The organism is Rossellomorea aquimaris (assembly GCF_003315075.1).
GTDB classification, from domain to species: domain Bacteria; phylum Bacillota; class Bacilli; order Bacillales; family Bacillaceae_B; genus Rossellomorea; species Rossellomorea aquimaris_C.
This window is the reverse complement of record NZ_QNRJ01000018.1, coordinates 31,143-56,080: the sequence shown is the minus strand read 5'-3', so window position 1 is coordinate 56,080 and position 24,938 is coordinate 31,143. Positions and strand designations below refer to the sequence as shown.

Annotated in this window: 24 protein-coding genes and 1 riboswitch; of the genes, 1 reads left to right on the top strand and 23 read right to left on the bottom strand. The window is 44.3% G+C overall.

Features of this window, described 5'->3' with window-relative positions; translation table 11 throughout:
• Positions 1 to 2: 2 nt before the first annotated feature.
• The 23 genes from hisB to DET59_RS17070 all read right to left on the bottom strand — a co-directional run bounded on the left by hisB (position 3) and on the right by DET59_RS17070 (position 23,102).
• A complete protein-coding gene (hisB, locus tag DET59_RS17180; protein ID WP_181778215.1) occupies positions 3 to 587 on the bottom strand; it encodes an imidazoleglycerol-phosphate dehydratase HisB in 585 nt (194 codons plus the stop codon).
• A gap of 55 nt (positions 588 to 642) precedes the next feature.
• Positions 643 to 1,917 (bottom strand): histidinol dehydrogenase, encoded by a 1,275-nt coding sequence (hisD, locus tag DET59_RS17175; RefSeq protein ID WP_113970846.1) that lies wholly within the window; start codon positions 1,915 to 1,917, stop codon positions 643 to 645.
• A gap of 190 nt (positions 1,918 to 2,107) precedes the next feature.
• Positions 2,108 to 2,731: an ATP phosphoribosyltransferase gene (gene hisG, locus DET59_RS17170; protein WP_113970845.1), complete on the bottom strand. Its 624-nt coding sequence runs from the start codon at positions 2,729 to 2,731 to the stop codon at positions 2,108 to 2,110.
• Positions 2,728 to 3,915, bottom strand: coding sequence for an ATP phosphoribosyltransferase regulatory subunit (locus tag DET59_RS17165; RefSeq protein ID WP_113970844.1), 1,188 nt, complete (start codon positions 3,913 to 3,915; stop codon positions 2,728 to 2,730). The genes hisG and DET59_RS17165 overlap by 4 nt, the downstream gene beginning before the upstream one ends.
• A gap of 222 nt (positions 3,916 to 4,137) precedes the next feature.
• Complete coding sequence (locus DET59_RS17160; protein WP_113970843.1) at positions 4,138 to 4,677, bottom strand: acyltransferase; 540 nt, start codon at positions 4,675 to 4,677, stop codon at positions 4,138 to 4,140.
• Positions 4,674 to 5,324: a pyrophosphatase PpaX gene (gene ppaX, locus DET59_RS17155; RefSeq protein WP_113970842.1), complete on the bottom strand. Its 651-nt coding sequence runs from the start codon at positions 5,322 to 5,324 to the stop codon at positions 4,674 to 4,676. The genes DET59_RS17160 and ppaX overlap by 4 nt, the downstream gene beginning before the upstream one ends.
• The gene (locus tag DET59_RS17150) at positions 5,296 to 6,261 is read right to left on the bottom strand and encodes a nucleoside recognition domain-containing protein (protein ID WP_113970841.1); all 966 of its coding nucleotides are present in this window, start codon (positions 6,259 to 6,261) and stop codon (positions 5,296 to 5,298) included. Before DET59_RS17150 ends, ppaX begins: the two co-directional genes overlap by 29 nt.
• A 19-nt stretch (positions 6,262 to 6,280) precedes the next feature.
• Positions 6,281 to 7,117, bottom strand: coding sequence for a prolipoprotein diacylglyceryl transferase (gene lgt, locus DET59_RS17145; protein WP_113970840.1), 837 nt, complete (start codon positions 7,115 to 7,117; stop codon positions 6,281 to 6,283).
• Between the two features lie 48 nt (positions 7,118 to 7,165).
• Positions 7,166 to 8,101, bottom strand: coding sequence for an HPr(Ser) kinase/phosphatase (hprK, locus tag DET59_RS17140; protein WP_113970839.1), 936 nt, complete (start codon positions 8,099 to 8,101; stop codon positions 7,166 to 7,168).
• A gap of 144 nt (positions 8,102 to 8,245) precedes the next feature.
• Positions 8,246 to 8,896 carry an alpha/beta hydrolase gene (locus DET59_RS17135; RefSeq protein ID WP_113970838.1) on the bottom strand — a complete coding sequence of 217 codons (651 nt, stop codon included), beginning with the start codon at positions 8,894 to 8,896 and terminating at the stop codon, positions 8,246 to 8,248.
• A gap of 105 nt (positions 8,897 to 9,001) precedes the next feature.
• On the bottom strand, positions 9,002 to 9,358 hold the full coding sequence (locus DET59_RS17130) for a phage holin family protein (RefSeq protein ID WP_113970837.1): 357 nt from the start codon (positions 9,356 to 9,358) through the stop codon (positions 9,002 to 9,004).
• Positions 9,358 to 9,561 (bottom strand): PspC domain-containing protein, encoded by a 204-nt coding sequence (locus DET59_RS17125; protein ID WP_113970836.1) that lies wholly within the window; start codon positions 9,559 to 9,561, stop codon positions 9,358 to 9,360. Before DET59_RS17125 ends, DET59_RS17130 begins: the two co-directional genes overlap by 1 nt.
• Before the next feature lie 21 nt (positions 9,562 to 9,582).
• Positions 9,583 to 10,710 (bottom strand): DUF4097 family beta strand repeat-containing protein, encoded by a 1,128-nt coding sequence (locus tag DET59_RS17120; protein ID WP_113970835.1) that lies wholly within the window; start codon positions 10,708 to 10,710, stop codon positions 9,583 to 9,585.
• A 22-nt stretch (positions 10,711 to 10,732) separates the two neighbouring features.
• A complete protein-coding gene (locus tag DET59_RS17115; RefSeq protein WP_113970834.1) occupies positions 10,733 to 11,047 on the bottom strand; it encodes a magnetosome magnetite crystal formation protein family in 315 nt (104 codons plus the stop codon).
• A gap of 293 nt (positions 11,048 to 11,340) precedes the next feature.
• Positions 11,341 to 14,214 (bottom strand): excinuclease ABC subunit UvrA, encoded by a 2,874-nt coding sequence (gene uvrA, locus DET59_RS17110; protein WP_113970833.1) that lies wholly within the window; start codon positions 14,212 to 14,214, stop codon positions 11,341 to 11,343.
• A gap of 7 nt (positions 14,215 to 14,221) precedes the next feature.
• A complete protein-coding gene (gene uvrB / locus DET59_RS17105; protein WP_113970832.1) occupies positions 14,222 to 16,204 on the bottom strand; it encodes an excinuclease ABC subunit UvrB in 1,983 nt (660 codons plus the stop codon).
• A 594-nt stretch (positions 16,205 to 16,798) separates the two neighbouring features.
• Positions 16,799 to 17,029 carry a CsbA family protein gene (locus DET59_RS17100; protein WP_113970831.1) on the bottom strand — a complete coding sequence of 77 codons (231 nt, stop codon included), beginning with the start codon at positions 17,027 to 17,029 and terminating at the stop codon, positions 16,799 to 16,801.
• 72 nt (positions 17,030 to 17,101) lie between these two features.
• Positions 17,102 to 17,743, bottom strand: a complete 642-nt coding sequence (locus tag DET59_RS17095) for an HD domain-containing protein (protein WP_113970830.1) — start codon at positions 17,741 to 17,743, stop codon at positions 17,102 to 17,104.
• Positions 17,744 to 17,816: 73 nt separating this feature from the next.
• The gene (locus DET59_RS17090; protein WP_258549715.1) at positions 17,817 to 18,572 is read right to left on the bottom strand and encodes an alpha/beta fold hydrolase; all 756 of its coding nucleotides are present in this window, start codon (positions 18,570 to 18,572) and stop codon (positions 17,817 to 17,819) included.
• A gap of 70 nt (positions 18,573 to 18,642) precedes the next feature.
• Positions 18,643 to 19,818 (bottom strand): phosphoglycerate dehydrogenase, encoded by a 1,176-nt coding sequence (locus tag DET59_RS17085; protein WP_113970828.1) that lies wholly within the window; start codon positions 19,816 to 19,818, stop codon positions 18,643 to 18,645.
• Between the two features lie 2 nt (positions 19,819 to 19,820).
• Positions 19,821 to 20,900, bottom strand: a complete 1,080-nt coding sequence (serC, locus tag DET59_RS17080) for a 3-phosphoserine/phosphohydroxythreonine transaminase (protein WP_113970827.1) — start codon at positions 20,898 to 20,900, stop codon at positions 19,821 to 19,823.
• Positions 20,901 to 21,119: 219 nt separating this feature from the next.
• Positions 21,120 to 22,442 (bottom strand): TrkH family potassium uptake protein, encoded by a 1,323-nt coding sequence (locus DET59_RS17075; protein ID WP_113970826.1) that lies wholly within the window; start codon positions 22,440 to 22,442, stop codon positions 21,120 to 21,122.
• A gap of 3 nt (positions 22,443 to 22,445) precedes the next feature.
• Positions 22,446 to 23,102 (bottom strand): potassium channel family protein, encoded by a 657-nt coding sequence (locus DET59_RS17070; protein ID WP_113970825.1) that lies wholly within the window; start codon positions 23,100 to 23,102, stop codon positions 22,446 to 22,448.
• Between the two features lie 230 nt (positions 23,103 to 23,332).
• Positions 23,333 to 23,470, bottom strand: a riboswitch (cyclic di-AMP (ydaO/yuaA leader).
• Positions 23,471 to 23,670: 200 nt separating this feature from the next.
• Here DET59_RS17070 and DET59_RS17065 point away from each other — a divergent pair.
• Positions 23,671 to 24,525 carry a DUF1206 domain-containing protein gene (locus tag DET59_RS17065; protein WP_113970824.1) on the top strand — a complete coding sequence of 285 codons (855 nt, stop codon included), beginning with the start codon at positions 23,671 to 23,673 and terminating at the stop codon, positions 24,523 to 24,525.
• The last annotated feature ends 413 nt before the right edge of the window (positions 24,526 to 24,938 follow it).

Here is a 24,938-nt window from a genome sequence, read left to right as displayed (position 1 = left end):
AATTATAACATTCCCTTCGTTGACGGAACCCCTTTTACCCGGGGATCGATCGTGGTTGCTTCATCCAAGGCACGTCCCAGTGCTTTAAAGATCGCTTCGATGATATGGTGGGTATTGTGACCATAATGAACGATGACATGAAGATTCATTCGTGCTTCAAGGGCAAGCTTCCAAAGGAATTCATGAACTAGCTCCGTATCGAAGGTCCCGACTTTCTGACTTGGAAGTTCTGCACGGAACTCAAGGTGCGGACGATTACTCAGGTCCACCACGACTTGGGCAAGGGCTTCATCCATCGGAACCATGGCAGAGCCGTAACGCTTAATCCCTTTTTTGTCTCCCAGTGACTCGAGTAATGCCTGTCCCAAGCAGATACCGATATCTTCTGTCGTGTGATGATCATCCACTTCAATATCGCCATTAGCCTCGATCGTACAATCAAATTGCCCATGCTTTGTGAACAAATCCAGCATATGACTCATGAAAGGGACTCCGGTCTTAATCTCTGAGTTTCCCTCTCCATCGATTCCAAAATTCAAACGAATATCCGTCTCATTCGTCTTACGCACAATCTCTGCACTTCTCACCATGATGTCCTCCTTTTTGGAGGGACGGACCTCTCCAGAGGTCCGTCCCTCTTCCCTATTTCTCTTTATCGAATCGGATTTCCACTGCCCTTGCATGGGCTTCAAGACCCTCCAAGCGGGCAAGCTTTGCGATTTTTTGATAATTTTGCTGCAGTGCTGTTTCACTGTAGGAAATCACACTTGTCTTTTTCATAAATTCATCTACATTTAATGGACTGGAAAAACGTGCCGTCCCGTTCGTCGGGAGTACGTGATTCGGTCCTGCAAAGTAATCCCCGACAGGCTCCGAGCTGTATCGGCCAAGGAAGATGGCTCCGGCATGACGGATTTTTGCCATCGTTTCAAACGGCTTCTCTGTTAAAATTTCCAAATGCTCCGCTGCGAGTTGATTCACAACATCGATTCCTTCTTCAATATCTCTCGTCACGTAGATGGCTCCGAAATCACGGATGGACTGACGGGCAATGTCTACTCTCGGAAGGGAAGAGAGCTGTCGTTCCACCTGTGATGATACCGATTCTGCCAATGTAGACGAATTCGTCACGAGAACCGCAGAGGCAAACACATCATGCTCTGCCTGCGAAAGAAGGTCTGCGGCAATTTCATCGGCACGCTGATGCTCATCGGCCAGGATCACGATTTCACTCGGGCCGGCGATCATATCAATATCCACATCACCGAACACTTCCCGTTTTGCCAAGGCGACGTAGATGTTCCCCGGTCCTGTTATTTTATCCACGGGAGTGATGGATTCCGTTCCATACGCCAGTGCCGCTACGGCTTGAGCACCGCCCACTTTAAAGATGTCTTCCACTCCGGCAATTTTAGCTGCCACCAACACGCCGGGAGACAGCTTCCCGTCCTTTCCAGGCGGAGAAACCATCGTAATTCGTTTGACTCCCGCTACTTTAGCAGGGAGCACATTCATTAATACAGAGGAAGGATACGCAGCCGTCCCACCCGGCACGTACACGCCGACTGAATCAAGGGGCGTCATCTTTTGGCCGAGCATCGTTCCATCCTCGTTGGTTGTAAACCATGAAGATCTCTTTTGCTTAGAGTGAAAGTCACGGATATTATCCGCAGCTTCTTCAATGATCGAGATCATCTCGGGATCAAGAGTTGTGAAGGCTTCCTCGATTTCACTCTGCGAAACCCTGTAGTTCTCTAATTGAACCCCATCAAATTCCTTGGTATACTCACGGACGGCCCGATCTCCATTCTCCTGCACAGAAGCAATAATCCCCTGTACCGCTCTTCGCTGATTCTCCGTACCACTGTCGACCGAGCGATTAATCGACGCCCCGCTCATATCCTTAATAATCTTCATACAACTCACCAGCCTTTTAAGGGGGACGGACCTGCTAACGACAGCAGATGCCGTATTCCCTATGTAATCTATCTTTAGAGGGACGGACCTTGCCTGAATAAACAAGTATCCGAACCTCAGAGTTTCATTATAAGTGTTGATATCCCTGTATTTGACCGGCTCCAGGCAAGGTCCGTCCCTCTTACCCCTCTTACCCGATGATGCGTGTCAGCCGGGTGACGAGGTCATGGATTTTTTCGTCTTTCATTCGGTAGCTGACGGGGTTGACGATGAGGCGTGAGGTGATGTCGACGATGGTTTCGTATTCCACCAGCCCATTTTCCTTCAGGGTTCTTCCCGTTGAGACGATATCGACGATGCGATCAGCGAGCCCGATTAAAGGAGCGAGCTCAATGGATCCGTTTAGTTTAATGATTTCCACCTGCTCACCCTGCTCCCGGAAATAGGATGACGCAACATTCGGATATTTTGTGGCAATTTTAGGTGCCACATCACTCATTTTTGTATTCGGCAGTCCTGCGACAGCCAAGTAACAACCACTGATCCGTAAATCAAGCAGCTCATACACGTCTCGCTCTTCTTCCAGCATAACGTCCTTCCCGGCAATCCCTAAATCAGCGACTCCATGCTCCACATAGGTCGGAACGTCCATCGGCTTTGCCAGGATGAATCGTAAATCTTCCTGGGGAACCTCGATGATCAGTTTCCTCGAATCATCGAATTCAGGTGGCAGATTGTAATCCGCTTTCCTTAATAGTTCCACGGCTTCTTCAAATATCCTGCCTTTAGGCATGGCAATGGTTAATGAACTCATGATGTTTCACCGCCTTTCGGGTCCTGTCCCACAACGAAGTGCACATGACTGAAGCCCTTCGTAAACTCGTCCACATCTCCTGCGCCCTTCCAATTCTGCAGTACCACATTGACTCCTTCACTTCGCAGCTCATTAGCCAAACGAATCGCCTCTTTCCTGCGCTCATCACTGAACAGCACGCACTGCTGAAGAGTGGAAGTTAACTCAACCTGCATCGCTTCAAGGACATAATCGAGACGTAACCCGAAGCCTGTCGCACCGGAGTTCTTTCCGAATTTTTCAAGGAGCTTATCGTAGCGGCCGCCATTTCCGATGGCAAACCCGACATTTTCGCCGTACACTTCAAATAAAATACCGGAATAGTAACTCATGTGGCTCACCAGACTCAAGTCGAACTTCACATATTGCTCCACTTCGTAATCTTTTAAAATACTCCACAACTCTTTCAGCTGTTCTAATGCGTGCAGCCCTTTTTCCCCTTCTAAAAGAGAATGAGCTTCACCCAGCACATTTTCTGATCCCCGTAATTCCAGGAAACGGAACAACCTCTGCTTATCGATGGATGAAAGAGCCAGCTCATTGACATGCCGGCGATATCCAACATAATTCTTCTCATATAAATATCTTCTTAACGTATCCGCCCGTTCTTCAGTCCCGACGATTTGCGTGAACAGCTCCTGCACAAAACCGATATGCCCGATGGAAATTTTGAAGTTCTCCAATCCTGCTTCTTTTAAAACCGATACCATTAACGCAATTACTTCAGCGTCGGCGCTGACTGAGTCGTCACCGATGCATTCGATTCCGACCTGCTCAAATTCGGCCGGACGTCCGCCTTCCCGTTGCTGAGCTCTAAATACTGAATTGGAGTAGGCCAGTCGCAGCGGTGCTTCATCCTTTAATAATTTTGATGCGGCAATCCGGGCGATCGGCGCGGTCATATCCGGTCTTAACACGAGGGTGTGCCCCTGTTGATCCAGAAGCTTGAATAGCTGCTGATCCAATATCGCCGATGCTTCACCGACGGTTTCATAATATTCAAGGCTGGGGGTTTCAATAAATTTATAACCCCACAGCTTCATCGCCTGTTCCATTTTCTTTTTCGTCTGATCTTTGATTTCGTATAAATCAGGAAATGTATCTCTCATTCCCAATGGCTTCTCGAACATGAATAACTTAGTCATAAGAACCACCTTTGGCGTATTAATTCATCTATTTTTCCCCGATTTGGGGATTGCTACTAATTCTGGATTATTCAGAAATCCTTTAGTTCGCTAATGTGCTAATAAAATAAAGTTATTTGTAGTGTAGCGTTTCTTTTTTTATTCGTCAACCGTTTGATTGGTGGATTTTTTTGAAAAACAAAAAAGGCAAAAATAGAACTCAATCTATCTTTGCCTTTTCCCTTATTCTTCTCTTTTCAATCCGTAGATGGCATCTTCTCGCCAGCGTTCGGCAAGTTCGTCTTTGGTGTAGATGATCCTCATGGGATTTCCACCAACGAACGCTCCTGCCGGGACGTCTTTGTGTACGAGGGTTCCTGCCGATACAATCGCCCCGTCGCCAATCTGAATACCCGGTAATATCGTGGTGTTGGCTCCGATCATCACTTCCGATCCGATTTCCACCTCACCTAATCGGTATTCCTTGATCAGGTATTCATGGGCGAGGATCGTCGTATTGTACCCGATGACTGTATTACGTCCAACCGATATTTTCTCAGGGAACATGACGTCAAGCATCACCATCAGGGCGAATGAAGTGTGTTCACCGATCTTCATCTTCAAAAACGTTTTGTACAGCCAATTTTTCATTCCCAGAAAGGGTGTGTACCTTGCCAGTTGAATCACGATGAAATTTTTGACGACCTTCCCGAAAGGAACGGTTTTGTAAACATGCCAGAGAGAATTTGCTCCTTCTACAGGGTAGCGGGTCGTTCGTCTCATGTAGTCGGAACTCCAACAATCTTTAATAAGTCTTTCATATTATCCAGCATGAAGTCCGGTTCGTAGTGAGCCAGGTGCTCTCTTCCCTTCGCACTCCAAGCGACACCTGCCGATAGCACTCCTGCATTTTTCCCGGCTAAAATGTCGTGGTGATTGTCCCCGATCATGATTGCTTCACCAGGCGTGGATCCCAATGCCACGAGAGCTTTCTCAATCGGTTCAGGATGAGGCTTCGCGTTGTCCACTTCGTCCAGGGTGATGATGACTTCAAAGAACGGACGAAGATTCATCAGGTCCAGTCCCTTTAACACAACATCACGGACTTTCGTTGAGACAATCGCTAATTTATATCCATTTTCGTAGAGGGCTTGAACGGTTTCATACACCCCTTCAAACTCAGTCACTAGTGCGTCATGATGCTCATGATTATAAGCACGGTAGTGGGTACACATTTCTTCCATTCGGTCGGGGTCCAATCCCCCGAATGACTCTTCCAATGGTGGTCCCATAAAAGGATGAACGTCCTTTTCCTCGTACTGCCCTGGATAATAATGATTCAATGTATGCAAAAAGGATGAAATGATTAAATCATTGGTGTTGATCAATGTTCCGTCTAAGTCAAATAATATTGTTGTAATCCTGCTCATAATGTCTCTCCTTTTCTTTCTTTGCATCGACCCTGTTCCAAATGTAGGCAACCACCATCGTTAACAAAATCGCCGTGACCAGCCTGATGATCAGGAGGGGCAGGACAGGGATGCCGAGTGGGATGAAGATTAACGTATCCTCCACCACGGCGTGACATGCGACTAAAAAGATGAAGGCAATCGTGACATCCTTCTTACTCACTCCATCTTCTTTAACCGCCTGGATCATGACGCCTGCTCCGTATGCCAGACCGATGACGAGTCCCGCTACCATCGTGGATGACGTATTTGCATTCATGCCAAGCGCCCGCGTGGCAGGGGACATCCAGCGTGAAAAAACTTCCATCCATTTCAGATCTTTCATCACTTGAATAATCATCATAAGAGGAATGACGATAAGAGCTAGCTGCAGGACACCAAATCCTGCTTTTTCGAGTCCCAGGAGAATGATTTCCCCCCACCCGTCCGGCTCAGCTTGTTGTGGAGGCATCATACCGTACTTGGCGATTTCAGATCCACCGTTCCAAACCAGATTGATGACGACCGCCGATACCAGGGCCAATCCGACTCTTACAGCGACAATCAGCCAAATCTTCACGCCAACCTTTGCGGCTACCGTTGATTCAATAAATAAATTATGAGAGAAGGAGAGCATCACGGCAATGATGAACACTTCTTTCACCGTTAAATCAAGGGATAAGATTCCACCTATTCCTGCGTACAAGTTAAGAAAATTCCCTAACACAAGAGGAATGGCCGCATCACCTGAAAGGCCGATAAGCTTCATAAACGGAGAAATCTTCTCCATGACCCAAGGAAGGACAGGTGTATATTGAAGCAAAAACACGATCAGCGTGATTGGAAAGATGACCTTCCCCAGTGACCACGTTGTCTTCAAACCTGTAAGGCCGCCATTTTTCAAAGATGACATCCACATACTCCCTACTCTCCTTTTGTTAAGCGTTTACGCTATCCGTCTTTTCATCGTATCCCTTCTTCGCAAGGCCGGCTTTTCTTCTGTAAAAGAATACACCGATCGCACCAATGATAAGAACAATGGAAATGACTTGTGCGAATCGTAAAGACCCCAGCATCAGACTGTCTGTTCTCAATCCTTCGACAAAGAATCGACCGATGGAATACCAAATCACATATGTTAAGAACAGCTCTCCACGACGAAGACTGCTTGCTTTTCTTCTCAAGACAAGAAGAAGAATCAATCCGGCAAAACTCCAAAGAGATTCGTATAGGAATGTAGGGTGATAGTACGCTCCATTAATATACATTTGATTAATGATGAAATCAGGGAGCATCAGGCTTTCAAGAAATGCACGGGACACTTCCCATCCATGGGCCTCCTGGTTTACAAAGTTACCCCAGCGACCGATTGCCTGACCTAAAATAATGCTCGGTGCCGCAATATCAACGAGCTTCCAGAAAGGCAGCCCTTTTATTTTGGCAAACACAATCGTAGTAAGGACAGAACCGATCAATGCACCATGGATGGCGATTCCACCATTCCATACTTTAATGATATCCCCAGGGTGATCGGCATAATAATTGTCCCATTCAAAAATGACATAATAAGCGCGGGCACTAATGATCGCGATGGGAATCGCCCAAACGAGCAAATCAATGAATGTATCGGGATGAAGACCCAATCTTTTGCTCTCACGAATGACTAAATACAATCCTAAAGCAATCCCAAGTCCGATGATGACACCGTACCAATGTACTTGGATCGGACCGAGTGAAATGGCAATGGGATCGATTGGCGTAATGTTCTCGTTCATTTTCTCTCTCCTTTTTTTCCATTAAGATGGCATGTGATCGTTATCGGATTAGATATCTTCATTCTCTCCATCTTCAATCACATCAGACAATCGGTTTGTAAATTGCTCTGCTGCATTTACGCCCATACGTTTCAGACGGAAGTTCATGGCAGCCACCTCAATGATAACCGCGAGATTTCGTCCAGGACGAACAGGCACGGTGTATTTTGTAATATCCGTATCGATAATTTTCATCGTCTCTTCTTCCAGTCCAAGACGGTCGTACTGTTTCGTTTTATCCCATAGCTCGAGATTGATGCAAAGGGTAATACGCTTATAGCTGCGGACCGCTCCTGCACCAAATAACGTCATGACATTGATGATACCCAAACCGCGGATTTCCAACAGATGTTCAATCAATTCAGGAGAACTGCCGATGAGCGTATCCATGTCTTCCTGGCGAATCTCGACACAATCATCTGCTACAAGACGATGACCTCTTTTCACTAGTTCAAGAGCGGTTTCACTTTTACCAACACCGCTTTTCCCTGTGATCAACACTCCGACTCCATAAATATCCACCAGTACACCATGGATCGCCGTTGTCGGGGCAAGCTTACTCTCCAGATAGTTTGTCAGCCTCGAAGAGAATCGTGTTGTTTTCATCGAAGAACGCATGACAGGTACATCATACCGGTTCGCTGATTCCACTAACTCAGGGGGAATCTCCAGGTCTCTGGAAATGATGATACCAGGCGTGATATCTGTACATAGCGCTTCCATTCTGCGCTTACGTTCCGCATCATCCAACAGCTCCAGAAAAGACAACTCGGTTTTTCCTAATAATTGTATCCGCTCTGCAGGATAATAGTTGAAATAACCAGCCATCTCCAAGCCTGGACGGGAAATGTCACTCGTTGTGATCGGTCTATGTAAACCTTCTTCTCCACCGACAAGCTCTAATTTAAACTTCTCGACAATATCTTTTGTGCGGACCTTTGCCACATGCAGCTCCTCCTTCACATTACACTCGTTTCATATTTATAAACGATTCTTACTCTAACCTATTTTAGCAATTATAGAGAAAAGCGCAAGGTAGCTTACTTGGTGATGAAGCCGTGAAACAAATGAATAAAAACGCAGCCTTGGCTACGCTTCAGTAAATGCTTTGATAATCGACATGATCTCTTTATGAGTAGATATGGAATCGAGGACTTGAAAATCATGTTCAAGGCTGTGGTTGGCCCCTTTGATTAGATGCATGTGCAGGCGGTGATTCGACCTTAATTCATTGAACCGATCTTCTTCATAGTGACGGTCCGCATCTCCTATAATACAGATTCCCTCCTGCCCACTATTTAACATCGCTTGAAATACCTCGTCCTCTTTTAATAACGGGGTTAACCAGATGAGCTTTGCATCCTGAAAAGACTCTCTTGTGAATTCATTACATAATGCGATGGTACCAAATGACTTAGCCACCAGGTGAATACGTGAATAGTTTTTTTCCTGTAAAACCTGATCGATGACTTCCTTCACATCGTGCTTTAAAGCATCATCTACTTCTTCTATAGAAAACCCTTCATAGTCGGCCGAAGTATATTGATAGTTAATATGGAGCACATCATAACCTTTATGTAAGTAGATACCCGTTGAATAGTGAAGCAATGGTGCCTGTACGGTATATCCCAATCCTGGCAGGAGGATGGCGATTCCTTCCGCCTCTTCCCCTTGGGATATTAGTGTGTACGGTACATCGATATCCCCATATCCCTTAATGACATCCGAACTAAATTTCATGAGTCACTCCTCCTCTTTCCAACTATTTCTATTTTAATATAGAAATCCCCTTTTTTGCCCATAAAAAAACTCCGGCTCAACAACCAAGCCGGAGTCTTTTCCTATTTACTTCTCCTTCATCGGATCCATCACGGTTTTTTGAATCACCAGATTGGCAAGGGACAAAATGATCGATGCCAGAAAAGCCAAGCCAAAACCGGATAACTCAAAGCTGCTTCCCATCAGACCATCCGTCAGCAGTAGCGTAATGGCATTAATGACGAAGAGAAACAGCCCCAGAGATAAAATCGTCACCGGCAGGGTCAGGATAATCAAAAACGGTTTGACCAGAACATTCAGTAGCGAAAGAATAAAGCTGGCTCCGATTGCTGCCCCGAACCCGGATACTTCAAACCCTTGAAAAAATCCTGCCAATGCAATAAAGATTACTGCATTGATTAAAATTCCAATCATCCATCTCATTATTTGATGGCTTCCTCCTCATTTGGCAGCACGAAGCCCAATAAACCGTATACGATGGCCAGAGGAAAGAATCCCGTCGGAATAAGCAGGATGATGAATATCACCCTAAGAATCGTTGCATCGATTCCCACAAAACGGGACAAACCCCCAAGCACCCCGGCGAGCTTTCTGTCAGACCTTGATCGTGCTAATTGTTTTCTCATCGTTATTCCTTCTTTCTCATCTTATGCGTTGTCCTTATTAACATTCTTCTCTTCATACTTTTTTATGAGGACAGATCCCGCTTTTGTTTCCGCAAAAAGATGAAGCTTATCGTCTGAGTCGGTTTTACGACTGAAACGAATCGACTTTTGGACCACTTCATTTTTTTCTTCCAGTACATCAATACCCTGCAACTCCAGCTTAAAACTACCGAAGTTTGATTTAGCCTCTCCGGAAATGTTGATGTTTTCAGGAACGAGTAAATCGATGTTGCCCGTTACGGTCTTTGCGTGAAGCGTGTCGGCTTTCTCCCCCGTCAAGGCACATACGACGTTTCCGTTCAGGGATTGCACATCTGAGATTGAGATATCCCCTTCGACATGGACCTTTCCGTTAATGGATTCAGCTTCAACACGTTCTGCTTTCGCGTTCAAAATGGAAATCGCACCATTGGATGTTTCCACTTCGGCTTTCTTCGCTACCAGATGATTGATATGGATCTTTCCATTAGCAGCCTTGGCACGAAGATCCTGGACATCTAAATGCTCTGCCTTTAATCCTCCATTAAATAAACGGACAGAAATCCTTTTATACTGATGCTTCGGAATGTAGAGTTTAGAGTCCACTTTCATCCACTTTAATTGCGTGGAGTAATACAGTGTATCCTCATCTACGGCAAAGGACGTATTCTCCATGAACTGCTTTCGCGCTTCTTCATGATCTTCCGTACGATAAACCTTCGCCTCACATTCCACCCGGACTTCTTCACCATCCCAAGGGATCAGCTCTACCTTTCCATTGGCCACATCTATATCAATTTTCTCAAAATCCGTATTGGGCTGTTGATATACATGAGACAGCTCCACCGATTGATTCCACTGAAAGTCAAAGTCAAAATTCTTAATCTTGTTCAACGCCGTATTCATGAAATCCAGAAGCTTATCTTTCGGATTGCCCGAATGAGTAGAGTGTTCTTGCTCTCCCTTTTTGCCTTCTTGAAAGATGGACACAAATTCATCAAGGAAATCCTTTTCTTTTACCTTTGATGTATTTGGCTTTTGATCGAGTGCTTCTAATAAGGCCACTGCCTCCTGTGCCGAAATCGTCCCATTTTCCAACATATCCAAAATGCGTTTGCGTTCTTCATTCATACTCTTTCATCCCCTTTATTGATTATAAAAGTACTTTAATGCCTTTATACACATTCCAAATGACAACGACAACACTAAGTAATATGGCTAAACCGATCATGATGACGGTGAATATCGGCAATCCCGCACCACTCGCGAAAACCCCCATATCCAAAAATAAGCCTGCAATCACAAGGGGAACCGCAACGACCGGTAGTAAGTGAGATAAAAAGGCTGCTTTTGCGTCCTTTTTCACATAAGGATTATCTGATACAAAATAAACGATCAGCGGAAAAAGGAAGCCTGCAAAAAATATACTGAAATAGCATAGGGCTGATAGTACCTTATTGGTCTCCATCTTCATCATCTCCTCTACTATTATTTACGATACGTGAAGCAAAAGGTTTCAATGCATTTGTTTATAATCTTATTTTCACATAGTGGTGTTTTTCTTCACTCCATCTTGAGGCTGAATTTAGGTAGGTATGGAGTTGTGGTTTTGGTTGGTGGATGGAGAATGGTATTGGTGTAGTGTTTTAGTTAAAGAGGCTGGGGCAAAACTAAAAAACCCGAACAAATCTGCCTACTAAGGTGCAGATTTGATCGAGTTTTACTTAGACTAAAATACTTTTATCCCAGCCTCTTTAGTCACTAATTCGTCACTTCTTCTTTTTCCCTAATCTTCTTCTTCATTCGTTCACGGTCGCGCTCAAGGACGGGTTTTAGGTATTTACCTGTGTAGGAACCCTTTGCTTCAGCCACTTTTTCAGGGGTTCCGCTTGCAACGATGGAACCACCTTTGTCTCCACCTTCAGGACCAAGGTCTACAAGGTAATCGGCTGCTTTAATGACATCGAGATTGTGTTCGATGACGAGAACCGTATCTCCGTTTTCAACAAGTCGTTGAAGAACAACTAAGAGTCTTGCGATGTCATCCACATGAAGTCCAGTTGTCGGCTCATCTAAAATGTATAGAGAGCGGCCGGTAGAACGACGATGCAATTCTGAAGCAAGCTTCACACGTTGAGCTTCTCCCCCTGATAACGTAGTGGCCGGCTGACCTAAAGTGATGTAGCCAAGTCCAACATCAAAGATGGTTTGCAGCTTACGTTTGATCTTAGGAATGTTTTCGAAGAATTTCACTGCGTCTTCGACTGTCATCTCAAGTACATCGGATATATTTTTATCCTTGTATTTCACTTCAAGGGTTTCCCGGTTGTATCGTTTCCCGTGGCAAACTTCACATGGAACATATACATCGGGGAGGAAGTGCATTTCGATCTTGATGATCCCGTCTCCGCGACATGCTTCACAACGTCCGCCTTTTACATTAAAGCTGAAACGGCCTTTTTTATAGCCACGAACTTTCGCTTCATTGGTTGTGGCAAATACATCCCGGATATCATCGAATACCCCGGTATATGTAGCCGGGTTGGATCTTGGGGTACGACCGATTGGTGATTGATCGATATCAATGACCTTATCAAGGTTCTCAATGCCCTTCACTTCTTTATGCTCACCAGGTTTTGATTTGGCATTATGAAGCTTTTGAGCCAGTGACTTATGCAGGATTTCATTGATCAACGTACTTTTACCGGATCCCGACACTCCAGTCACCGCTGTAAAGATTCCTAATGGCAGCTTCACTTTGACATTGTTCAGGTTATTTTCTTTCGCTCCCACAATCTCTAAGTACCGCCCATCAGGTTTACGTCTTTCCTGTGGAAGAGGGATGAACTTCTTCCCTGAAAGGTACTGACCCGTTAATGAGTTCGAGTCGTCCATCACTTCCTGAGGTGTTCCCGCAGAAACCACTTCTCCCCCATGCACACCCGCTCCAGGTCCGATATCGATGAGGTAGTCAGCTGCCATCATCGTATCTTCATCATGCTCGACTACGATCAAGGTGTTTCCTATTTCCCTCATGTTCTTTAAGGTGTCGATCAGTCGGTCATTGTCCCGCTGATGCAATCCGATGGACGGCTCATCAAGAATGTAGAGGACCCCCGTCAGACGTGAACCGATTTGAGTCGCTAATCGAATACGTTGAGCTTCTCCCCCCGACAGCGTACCTGCTGCCCGGCTTAATGTGAGGTATTCAAGTCCAACGTTGACCAGGAACCCAAGTCGTTCACGGATCTCCCTCAAAATAAGATTGGCAATCTTCATATCTTTTTCCGATAGCTCAAGCTTGTGGAAAAACTGCTCTGCTTCTTCAATCGAAAAGGCTGTTACTTCCCCTATATGAAGAGAGTCTACTTTTACTGCCAGGCTCTCTTCTTTCAAACGGTGACCATTACAGGTTGGACAAGCCTGCTGCGCCATGTATTTCTCCATCTGTTCACGGATATAATCAGAGCTTGTCTCACGGTAACGGCGCTCGACATTCGGGATGACCCCTTCGAAACGAAGATAGTTTTCACGAACTTGCCCAAAATCGTTCTCGTAACGGAAGTAAATCTCATCCTTGCCGGATCCATATAGGACCTTATCCATTTGATGTTTCGGGATATCCTTTACAGGCATTTCCATCGGAATCTCATAATGATCACATACGGCCTTAAGAAGAGACGGATAGTATTGGGAGCTTGTCGGTTCCCACGGAGCAATCGCATGTTCGTCGAGAGTGCGATCCCAGTTGGGAATCACCAGCTCCTTATCGACCTCAAGCTTTGTTCCCAATCCGTCACAGCTTGTGCAGGCACCGTACGGACTATTGAAGGAAAACATTCTTGGCTCCAGTTCCGTTATGGAAAATCCACAGTATGGGCATGCGTGATGCTCACTGAATAAAAGTTCTTCTTCCCCGATTACATCGATGATCACCTGACCGTCCGCCAATCTAAGTGCCGTTTCAAGTGAGTCGGACAGACGTGCTGCGACACCCTCTTTCACGACGATTCGGTCAATGATCACTTCAATGGAGTGCTTTTTATTTTTTTCAAGGGAGATTTCTTCTCCAAGATCCTGGACTTCACCGTTGATACGTACTCGGACAAACCCTTGTTTCTTGATTTCTTCAAGGGTCTTCACGTGAGTTCCTTTACGGCCTGATACAACTGGTGCCAGTACTTGAAGCTTTGTTCTTTCCGGGTACTCAAGAATACGGTCAACCATTTGTTCAATCGTTTGGGAGGAGATTTCGATCCCGTGATTTGGACAAATCGGTTTCCCTACTCTTGCAAACAACAGTCTTAGATAGTCGTAAATTTCGGTTACCGTCCCTACAGTCGAACGTGGATTACGGCTTGTTGTTTTTTGATCGATGGAAATCGCCGGGGACAATCCCTCGATTGCATCGACATCAGGCTTATCCATTTGACCTAAGAATTGACGGGCATATGCAGAAAGGGATTCGACATAACGCCTTTGTCCTTCTGCATAAATGGTATCAAAGGCAAGGGATGACTTCCCTGAACCCGAAAGCCCCGTTAAAACGACCAGTTTATCCCGTGGAATTTTAATATCTATATTTTTTAAATTATGAGCTCTAGCTCCTTGTACGATTATTTGGTCTCGCGCCATATTTCGTTCATCCTTCCGCCTTGAGCTCAAGAATGGTATCACGAAGCTGTGCAGCGCGCTCAAAGTCCAATGCCTTGGCTGCTTCCTTCATTTCCACTTCTAAGCTAGCAATAAGTTTTTGTCGCTCCGGTTTAGACATATTCGAAACTTTTGTCTGTTCTCCTTCATAAACCCCTGCTTCTTCTGCGGCATGGGTTGCCCTTATGACATCCCGGATTTCTTTTTGTATGGTCGTCGGGGTAACACCGTGTTTTTCATTGTATTCTTCCTGTATCGTCCGACGACGTTCTGTTTCATCAAGTGCTTTTTGCATAGAGTCGGTGATTCTGTCCGCGTACATGATGACTCTACCGTTGCTATTACGCGCTGCACGGCCTATCGTTTGAATGAGGGAACGTTCAGAACGCAAGAAGCCTTCTTTGTCAGCATCCAATATGGTGACAAGTGATACTTCGGGGATGTCCAACCCTTCACGGAGTAAGTTGATTCCCACTAATACATCATATTTACCCAAACGGAGGTCACGGATGATTTCAATCCGTTCCAACGTTTTGATTTCTGAATGCAAATATTGAACTTTGATACCCATTTCTTTCAAGTATGCCGAGAGATCCTCAGACATTTTCTTCGTAAGGGTCGTCACAAGGACACGTTCATTTTTCTCGATACGTTCGTTGATTTCACCCAGAAGGTCATCGATCTGCCCTTCGATGGGACGTACCTCGATGACCGGATCCAGAAGTCCTGTTGGACGGATGATCTGTTCGACCATCTCAGGACAATGCTCCAATTCGTATGGACCTGGTGTGGCTGAAACATAGAGGAGCTGCTGTGTTTTCTTCTCAAACTCTTCAAAACGCAAGGGCCGATTGTCCATGGCGGAAGGCAGACGGAAGCCGTGATCCACAAGCACCTTTTTACGGGCCTGGTCCCCGTTGAACATTCCCCGGATTTGGGGTAACGTCACATGGGACTCGTCGACCACAATTAAGAAATCGTCTGGAAAATAGTCCATGAGAGTATACGGAGTCGATCCTGAAGGCCTTAATGTCAGGTGACGTGAGTAGTTTTCAATCCCCGAGCAGAAGCCCATCTCCCTCATCATTTCGAGATCATAACGGGTCCGCTGTTCCAGACGCTGGGCCTCCAGCAGTTTATTTTCTTCTTTCATGATGGCTAATTGCTCTTCAAGCTCTTTTTCAATATTTTTGATGGCTACCTGCAATTTTTCTTCACGGGTTACGAAGTGGGAAGCCGGGAAGATCGCGATATGATCCCGATCACCCATGATTTCACCGGTCAGGGCATCCACTTCACGAATCCGGTCAATTTCATCTCCGAAAAACTCTACACGCATACAGTGTTCATCACGGGAAGCCGGGAAAATTTCCACTACATCGCCCCGAACACGGAAGGTCCCACGCTGAAAGTCGATGTCGTTTCGTTCATATTGGATATCCACAAGCTTACGCAGCAATTGATTTCGTTCGATTTCCATTCCTGTACGCAGGGAAAGAACGAGCTCCCGGTATTCCTCCGGGTTACCTAAACCGTAAATACAGGACACGCTGGCAATGATGATGACATCTTTCCGTTCAAACAAAGAAGATGTGGCAGAGTGCCTGAGTTTATCGATTTCATCATTGATGCTGGCATCCTTTTCAATAAATGTATCCGTTTGAGGAACGTATGCCTCCGGCTGATAATAGTCATAGTAACTGACAAAATATTCAACGGCGTTATCAGGGAAAAACTCTTTAAATTCGCTGTAGAGCTGCCCCGCCAATGTTTTATTATGAGCAATGATGAGGGTCGGCTTCTCAACCTGCTTGATCACATTGGAGACAGTGAATGTCTTTCCTGTCCCTGTAGCCCCAAGTAAGGTTTGATGACGTTTCCCTTCATTTATGCCTTGAACTAATTTTTCAATCGCCAGGGGCTGATCTCCCTCTGGTTTATATTTAGACTTGAGCTCGAATTGATCTTTCACCGTGAAACCTCCTATAGTAAAGGACTGCTACCTTGTATTTACCTACTTATACCCATCTTAAACACTGTCCATTCTTCTATACACATTCTACCACATTTCCTACAGTATTAACCATTAATAAGCGAACAAAAGTTCGTTTTTTTATTATTATAGACATCACATTATCTGGATTGTGGATAACTTTTGATGAAGAAACAGTTTAGAGGCTAGAATCGTGATTTCGACATTTTACGGGAGGTAGTAAGGAGCTTATTAGAGATTTTCGACATAATACGAGTATTTCTATACACAACCTGTGTACAACTATGTGTATAAGTCGATATTCCTTGTGGAAAATCCCTAAACTTATTCACAATTCGTCAAATTTCTTGTGCACAATGTTGATGAATGCGGATTCAAACTGTGAATAACATGTTCACCCCTTCACTTATTCACACTATTCTTCATTTATCCACAATTAAGAAATCTGTTTACACGTGAATTCCCCCCGACCTTTTTAAAGGAGTATGCATGGGCTATGGCATAAGAAAAACAGGCCCTATCTTCTTAAAAGATAGAGCCTGTTTTCAAATTTCTATTCATCTGTCACCGAAATCATGCACTTCTCTTTGCTCTTTTCATCATCCGGTCGCTATACCAGAATCCGACGGTTAATGAAGCCGCGTCTACGACAATCAGTAACCAGGAGTCCGTATAGCCCTTTGAAACCGAAGCTGCGATGAGGGCTACGGTCAAGATCAATCCGACATAATGGTTATACGTCACCCGTGTGAACAGAACGACAAGCAATCCTGGTAAAAATAAACCTAAAATGATTTTAGACACGTTCAACTCTCCTTAAAGATAAGGGAATAACACATATTCTACCGAAGTTCCCCCTATCTGGAAAGGGTTTTCCTACTCTTCACCCTGCTGAATTAACTTCTGGGTCCGTTCCTTCAACTCACTGTGAGGGATGAATTTCTCCGAAAGCATATCAGGAAGAATGTATTCCAGGAAGTATTGTACACACTCCAGGTCCTTGTATTTCACAATCGTCGATAGGGCTTCCTGATAAATTTCAATAAATAGAGGCTCCGGATTCCCTTTTTGAATTTCTCCAAAGGATTCATACAGAAGATCGATTTTGTCTGCTACAGAAAGGATTCTTCCTTCTAGCGTATCGTCTTTCCCCTCTTTAAACCGTTCTCTGTACACTTCTTGAAATTGCGGGGGGAATTCTGTAGTGATGAATTTATTGACCATCTGATCTTCCACCTGGCTGAAGAGCTCACGCAGCTCTCCCGATGCATATTTTACAGGGGTCTTGATATCCCCTGTGAAAAGTTCCGCGTAGTCATGATTCAAGGCTTTTTCATACAGTGCTTTCCAATCAATCTGTTTCCCGCTCTGTTCTTCCGCCGTTCCTAAAAACTGAGCAATTTTGGTCACCTTAAACGAATGGCTGGCTACGTTATGCTCATGATACTTGAATCGGCCCGGACAGCGAATGAGGGTTTCAAGGTCGGATAAGCTTTTAAAATAGTGATGAATTCCCATCGAATTCTCCTCTCATTGATCGACTTTACTTTATTAAGATAGTATCAAGTAGAAGGAGTAAGAGCAAAGATCATCACCCTTCTATTTCACCTAACAGTATATTATTTAGAGCACTGTGATAACGTGTGGGAATTTGATGAGAGGCTCCAGGAATCACATATATTTTCTTAGGATAGCAATCGTTATACAGTTTGAGATGAGAATTGATCCAATCCGACCTTTCCCCATAAATTAAGAGAAGCGGGATGGGAAGCTTCTTGACCTGCTCTATCCCATCGTAGTGAAGGGATTGCTCGTAGAACTGATACCAAACGTGGTGGTTCGCCTTATTCATATGATCCCTCAGCTTCTCCCGCTCAAGCTTATCCTTGAAATGCGCTCTGGAAATAATCCCCGATAGGCGAGCCGGATGTTCTCGAACCATTTTCATGCCCATATGGTGCATCCATTTCAGCTTGGGATTCGTGACTTTCGGATATCCCCCTACCAAAATGAGAGTGGAGACCCGACCTTCATAAGTACAGGCGAATGTTTGTCCCACCACTCCCCCTGCAGAATATCCGAGCATCACACATGCAGCAATGTTCAGGTGGTCGAGAATCGCCTTTATGTCCTCTACAAACTGAGAGATACTAATATTCTGTTCCATGGTAAAGGAGTCACCATGGCCTATTAAGTCCGGAATGATGAGGCGAAAGTGCCTGGAAAGGACATGCTGCTTTATGAAGGTCATCCTCCCCATACCCGGGGGATGGATTAAGACCAGGGGAGTCCCTTTACCTAAATCGTCAAAATAAAGATCTCTATTGTTAAAATGGATGGTCGCCATCAAAATAAATCCTCCCTCAACCGCTTTATTACACATTGTTCTCGGGTTAAGGGAGTTCTAGTCACTTTATTTAAATGAGGCGGACGGAAACCACACCGTGTATTTCTTTCATCCTGCTTTTCACTTGTTGTTGTTCTTCTTCGAGGAGTTTCTGATCCAAGTCAATCATGGTATAGGCCCACGTATGCTTACTGCGGTTGATCATATCTGCAATGTTGACTGCGTAGCCTGAGAGAACATTGGCGATTTGACTGACCATATTCGGGATGTTTTGGTGCATGACCGTCACTCGCATTTTTCCGCTATAAGGCAGTTCCACATCGGGCAGGTTCACAGCATGCTTAATATTACCGGTTTCAAGATATGTTTTCAGCTGCTTTGTCGCCATGATGGCACAGTTTTCTTCAGATTCAACGGTAGACGCGCCCAAATGAGGAACAGGGACGACGTTTTTCATGTTCAATACCTTTTCATTAGGGAAATCCGTCACATATTTACGGACAATTCCTGCTTCAAGGGCCTTTTCGAGAGCCCCTTCTTCTACCAGCTCACCTCTTGAAAAATTTAAGATCGTCATACCCTTTTTCATCTTCGTGAAGCCTTCTTCACTCACAAAGCTGGCCGTTTTGTCTGTTAATGGAATGTGCAGCGTCACAAAATCACACTCTGCCCATACTTCTTCAATATGATGAGCGCGCTTCACATCCTGGGATAAGCGCCACGCTGCGTCCACGGATATAAATGGATCATAGGCGACCACATCCATCCCAAGGGCCAGGGCATCATTTGCGACAAGGACGCCAATCGCTCCCAAGCCTACAACACCAAGCTTCTTCCCTTTAATCTCACTTCCTACGAATTCCTTTTTCTTTGCTTCTACGACACTCGGAACGTCTTCCTCCGTTCCTTTAAGCGTGTTCGTCCAGCCGACTGCAGAGTACAGGTTACGTGAAGAAGCGATCAAATTAGCCAGTACGAGCTCTTTCACGGCGTTTGCATTGGCACCGGGCGTATTAAAGACAACAATCCCTTTTTCCGTACAGTGATCAATCGGGATATTATTGACTCCTGCCCCTGCACGGGCAATGGCTTTGACCGAAGCCGGAAAAGAGTAATCATGTAAGTTCTTTGATCTGACCAGAATTCCATCGGGATCCCCATTCCCATTCAGATGGTAGTTCAGATCATCCTCTATAAGAGATAATCCGCTTTGACTAATGGCATTGTACGTATTGATTGAAATCATTTTCATACTCCTCCTTGCTCAGACTCAAATTTTTTCATGAAACCGACCAGTGCTTCCACACCTTCAAGCGGCATGGCATTATATAAACTAGCTCGCATTCCACCCACGGAACGATGTCCTTTTAAAAATTCAAACCCGCGAGCCTTGGCTTCTTTTAGAAATCGAGCGTCCAGCTCCTCATCACGTGTTGAAAAAGGAATGTTCATTAAGGAACGATTTTTTTTCGGGACAGAGTTATGGAATAAAGAAGATTCATCTATACAGTTGTATAAGAGACCGGCCTTCCTCTCATTTTGAGCCTGCATCCCTTCCACACCGCCATTCTCCTTCACCCACTCCAGTACAAGCTTTAATACATATATAGAGAAGGTCGGCGGCGTGTTAAAGAGGGAATCATGCTTTACATACGTTTCGTAATTCAGCATCGTAGGACACGTATTCGATGCTTGACCGACCAGACTGTCATGAATGATCGCCACCGTTACACCCGAAGGACCCAGATTCTTTTGAGCACCAGCATAGATCAGGCCAAAAGAGGAAACGTCGATTTTCTCAGAAAGGATATGTGAGGACATATCGGCTATAAGGGGAATGCCTCCGGTTTCTGGCCACTCATGGTAACGCGTTCCTTCAATGGTATTGTTGGATGTAATATGTACGTAGCTTGCCTGTCGTGAAAAATTTTCTGGTGTATAGGCAGGGATTTCGAACTTCTCTTGAGGTGATAAAGTTCGGACTTTCCCAACCTTCTCTGCCTCTTTGACAGCTTTTTTTGACCAGCTGCCTGTCAGGATATAGTCGGCTTCTTGATGTGAACCGAGCAGGTTAAAAGGAATCATGGAAAATTGCAGGGAAGCTCCGCCTTGCATAAATATCACGTGATAGTCATCCGGGATCGAGAGAAGTTCACGTATTAATTTCCGCGCTTCTTCTATTATATTTTGGAAAGGGGCAGATCGATGACTCATTTCCATTACAGACATGCCCGTTTCCTGATAGTTCAATAATTCACCTTGAACCTTTTTCAGAACAGGCTCAGGTAACACTGCAGGACCAGCAGAAAAATTAAACACACGCTTCAACAACAGCACCGCCTAAAGTTCAGAATTTTTCAACAGTATAATCGCGCCCAGTGGTTTAGTCAATATCAAAAACCCATGATGAAAACGCTTAACAGAACCGTTTTTAGACTCATGCGTGGTTATGGATTGATTCTTTGTCGTTTTTGAAAAATGAAAATAAAGAAACGGCTCCCCCATTTACCCGTGAAGGGCAAATGAAGAGAGCCGATTGGTTGAATATTAACCTGTTAAGATATCTTCTTTTGGATAGCGGATCTTTTCTTTGTCCGGTCTGGATAGGGAGAAGGCCAGTGTGAGGGGGCCAAGTTTCCCGACAAACATCACGATGATAATGATCCATTTACCTATGGCTGTCAAGGAGCCGGTAATCCCCATGGACAACCCCACCGTTCCAAAGGCTGATACCACTTCAAAGAGAATAGCCAGGAAAGACGCATTCCTTTCCGTCATATCAAGAAAAAATAGAGCCGTAAAAACAAGGAGCACACTGATCATCGACACGGCCAAGGCCTTGAAAATATAGTTTTGATCAATCGTACGACGGAAAATACGAATTTCTCTTTTCTCCTTCAAGAAAGCAAACACACTCAATGAAATCACAACAAAGGTGGTCAGCTTGATTCCTCCACCCGTGGAAGCACTCCCCGCCCCGATGAACATCAAAAGAATCGTGAGAAGCAAAGTGGAGCGTTCCATGCTGCCATAATCGATCGAGTTAAAACCGGCTGTGCGGGGTGTGACCGCTTGAAAATAAGAAGCGAATAGTTTATCCAGGAGTGGTAACTGAGCCAGCGTATTTGGGTTATTATACTCCAGGATGAAAATCATCATAAAAGCGAATACATTGATGACAAATGTCCCAACTACCATGATTTTCGTATGGAGGGACAGTCGTCGAATCGTTTTCGATTTCCATAGATCCACTAAAACGGTGAAACCGATCCCGCCAACAATAAACAGAAACGAAATCGTGATATTGACGACGGGACTTCCCACGTAACCCATTAAACTATCGGACCATAGAGAGAATCCTGCATTATTAAACGCGGAAATAGAATGAAATATACTGACATACAGCCCTCTTCTCCAACCGAATTCAGGAACCCACTCAGACGCCAGTAACAGAACGGCAAATCCTTCAACAAGGAAGGAAAAGATAAATAAATATTTTACAAGCTTGATGACTCCTCCTACAGACGTCTGATTTAATGCCTGTTGAAGAAGAAGTCGTTCTTTAAATCCAATTTTCTTTCCAAGCATCATAAAGATCAAAACGGCAAAGGACATGATACCCAGTCCTCCGATTTGGATCAGACTCATAATGACCACTTCTCCAAAAAGGGTGAAGGCACCTCCTGTATCAACGACCGCAAGCCCTGTAACCGTCATAGCGGAAGTCGTCGTGAACAAGGCATCCAGCCATGTAATCGACTCTGTGGTGGCAAACGGCAGCTTAAGCAAACCCATTCCTACGATGATAAAAAATAGAAACGTCACAACGAGAAGTTGAGGAGGGCTTAACCGGATCACCTTATTCTTCATAGGTTATACTCCTTCTTTTTCAAATCGGTTGATATCCCTGTTATGTCCAATGACGATCAGCAGATCTTCCATTTTTATGACTTCATCGGCAGAAGGGGATACAATGACTTCCTCCCCGCGGTGAATGGCAATGATATTACAACCGAATTTTGCCCGGACGTCCAGGTCGTTTAAGGTTTTATTTGCGACCTTTTTAGATGCATACACTTCTACAATACTGTGCTCTTTGGATAGTTCGATATAATCAATGATCTTTTCTGACGTGATGTGATGGGCAATTCTTCGAGCCATGTCACGTTCAGGGTGAATGACTTTATCGGCCCCGATCCGGTCCAACACCTTCTGATGATAGGCGTTTGAAGCTTTCACCCATACTTCTTTAACCCCTAATTCTTTTAAAAGTAAGGTGGTAAGAATACTTGCTTCTATATTATCCCCAAAGGACACGATCACGTGATCAAAGTTTCTCAGCCCAAGGGATTTCAATACAGATTCATCCATGGCATTCGCCTGCACGGCATGCGTGGCAATGTCTACATAATGCTGGACGACATCATGATGAATATCAATGGCTAACACTTCAACATCCAGATCAGCCAATTCCTGAACCAGATTCCCTCCAAATCTCCCTAATCCAATAACTGCAAACTGCTTTTTCATGATGAAATCCTCCAAAACCTTTTTAATAGCTTAACCATCTAGTACTTCTTCATTACAACCATGCGGATCGAACAGAGGCGACAAGCATATGACGAACGTGGCATAAGGCTTCCTTTGCCCTTTATGGCCGGTTTGACTCATGACCTCTGGCCTCCGGATCCAGACTTCTAAACAACACAAAAAGACCAGCAGGAACTAAGCCTGTGGTCATCCATAATCGATCACAAGTATCATCCTCTCCCATTACGCTTACGAGGTTAGCTGACGGATTCGGGTCATGGAAGTAGCCCTACCTTTCAAAAGAAAGGATTCACCCCTTTTAATACTCGGGTCCCCCGCTTCAAAAATGAATTAAGCGATAAAGAATATTCATTTGATGATAGATATATTACTCCTCTCCTAATTCGTTGTAAATAGGATTTTTGTAAAATTTTTTAAAAGAAAAAACGGCAAATTTAGTTCAATCCATCCAACATTTACTGTTCGTTAAAAAGGTTTCTCTTTTTAGTTTCCGGGGAATAGCATACATAAGTATGACGAAAATAGAACCAGAAGGGAAGAAGTGTATATGGCAGGAGTTTCATCCATTACATCATCAAGCACGAGTTCATCTGTTTCATCAAATGATATAAAACCTTGGATTAAAGGGTTCGCACGAATTGGATATATTTCAAGAGGAATTGTTTATATGCTGATTGGTGCATTAGCCGTTATGGCCGCACTCGGAATAGGAGGAAGCACTTCGGACTCGAGTGGTGCCTTTTCAGCAGTGGCGAGTAAACCCTTTGGGGAAGTCCTTTTGTGGATATTGGGTGTTGGCCTGATCGGAATCGTTCTTTGGCGCCTCATTCAAGTGGTAAAGGATCCGGAACATGTGAAAAACGATGGGAAATCCATGTTCAGAAGACTGGCTAATCTGATCAGCGGGATTGCCTACGGTTCCTTGACTTATAATGCTTTCGCCATTGCGATGCATGCCAAAAGCTCCGGCTCGGGGTCTGGATCTAAACAAACCTTATCTGCTAAGTTATTGTCTCAGCCCTTTGGTCAATGGATTGTAGGGATTGTCGGACTTATCATTATTGGATATGCACTCTATGAAATTCATAAAGCTTATACTGAAAAATACACGAACAAATTTAAACGACATGAAATGAGTGAAAAAGAATGGGAACTGGGAAGAAAGACAGGAAAGCTCGGATTATATTCCCGGGGAACCGTCTTTTTACTGATCGGCTATTTCTTTATACAAACCGCAATCACAGCCGATCCGGATAAAACACAAGGGTTGGACGGAGCACTTTCCAAGTTAGCTCAACAACCTTATGGACAATGGCTGCTGGGAATTGTAGCAGCCGGGTTATTTCTATATGGCGTCTTTCAAATTTTAAAAGGTAAAAACCGTCATTTGAGCATCTATTAAGAATGAAAAAAGGATAGCCGCGGCTATCCTTTTTCATATTATGAAATGTAATTTTTCATTAATTGCAGGAATGTAGTATTAATTTACAAAGAATCCTTCTATAACGGTTTTTCGTAATTATTCGGAATATTTTAAGACTATGATTGAGGAAACTGCTTATTTTTCATAAATTGCCGGAATAAATATTTAATAATTTTCATAGTTAAGCGGAATTAATGAGAATGCAATAGCGATAGATCAAGTAGCGAGTTTCACTTATTGCTTGAACCACTTACTCTACTTGTTAAGTGCATTTAGTTAAATACTATTAATAAAATTTAACTATGCAATAAATACCAGAGAACCTTAAATTCATATATTCGTCAGCAATAAGATTTTTTGTTTTATTAATTTGCATTCTAACCGTATCTGTT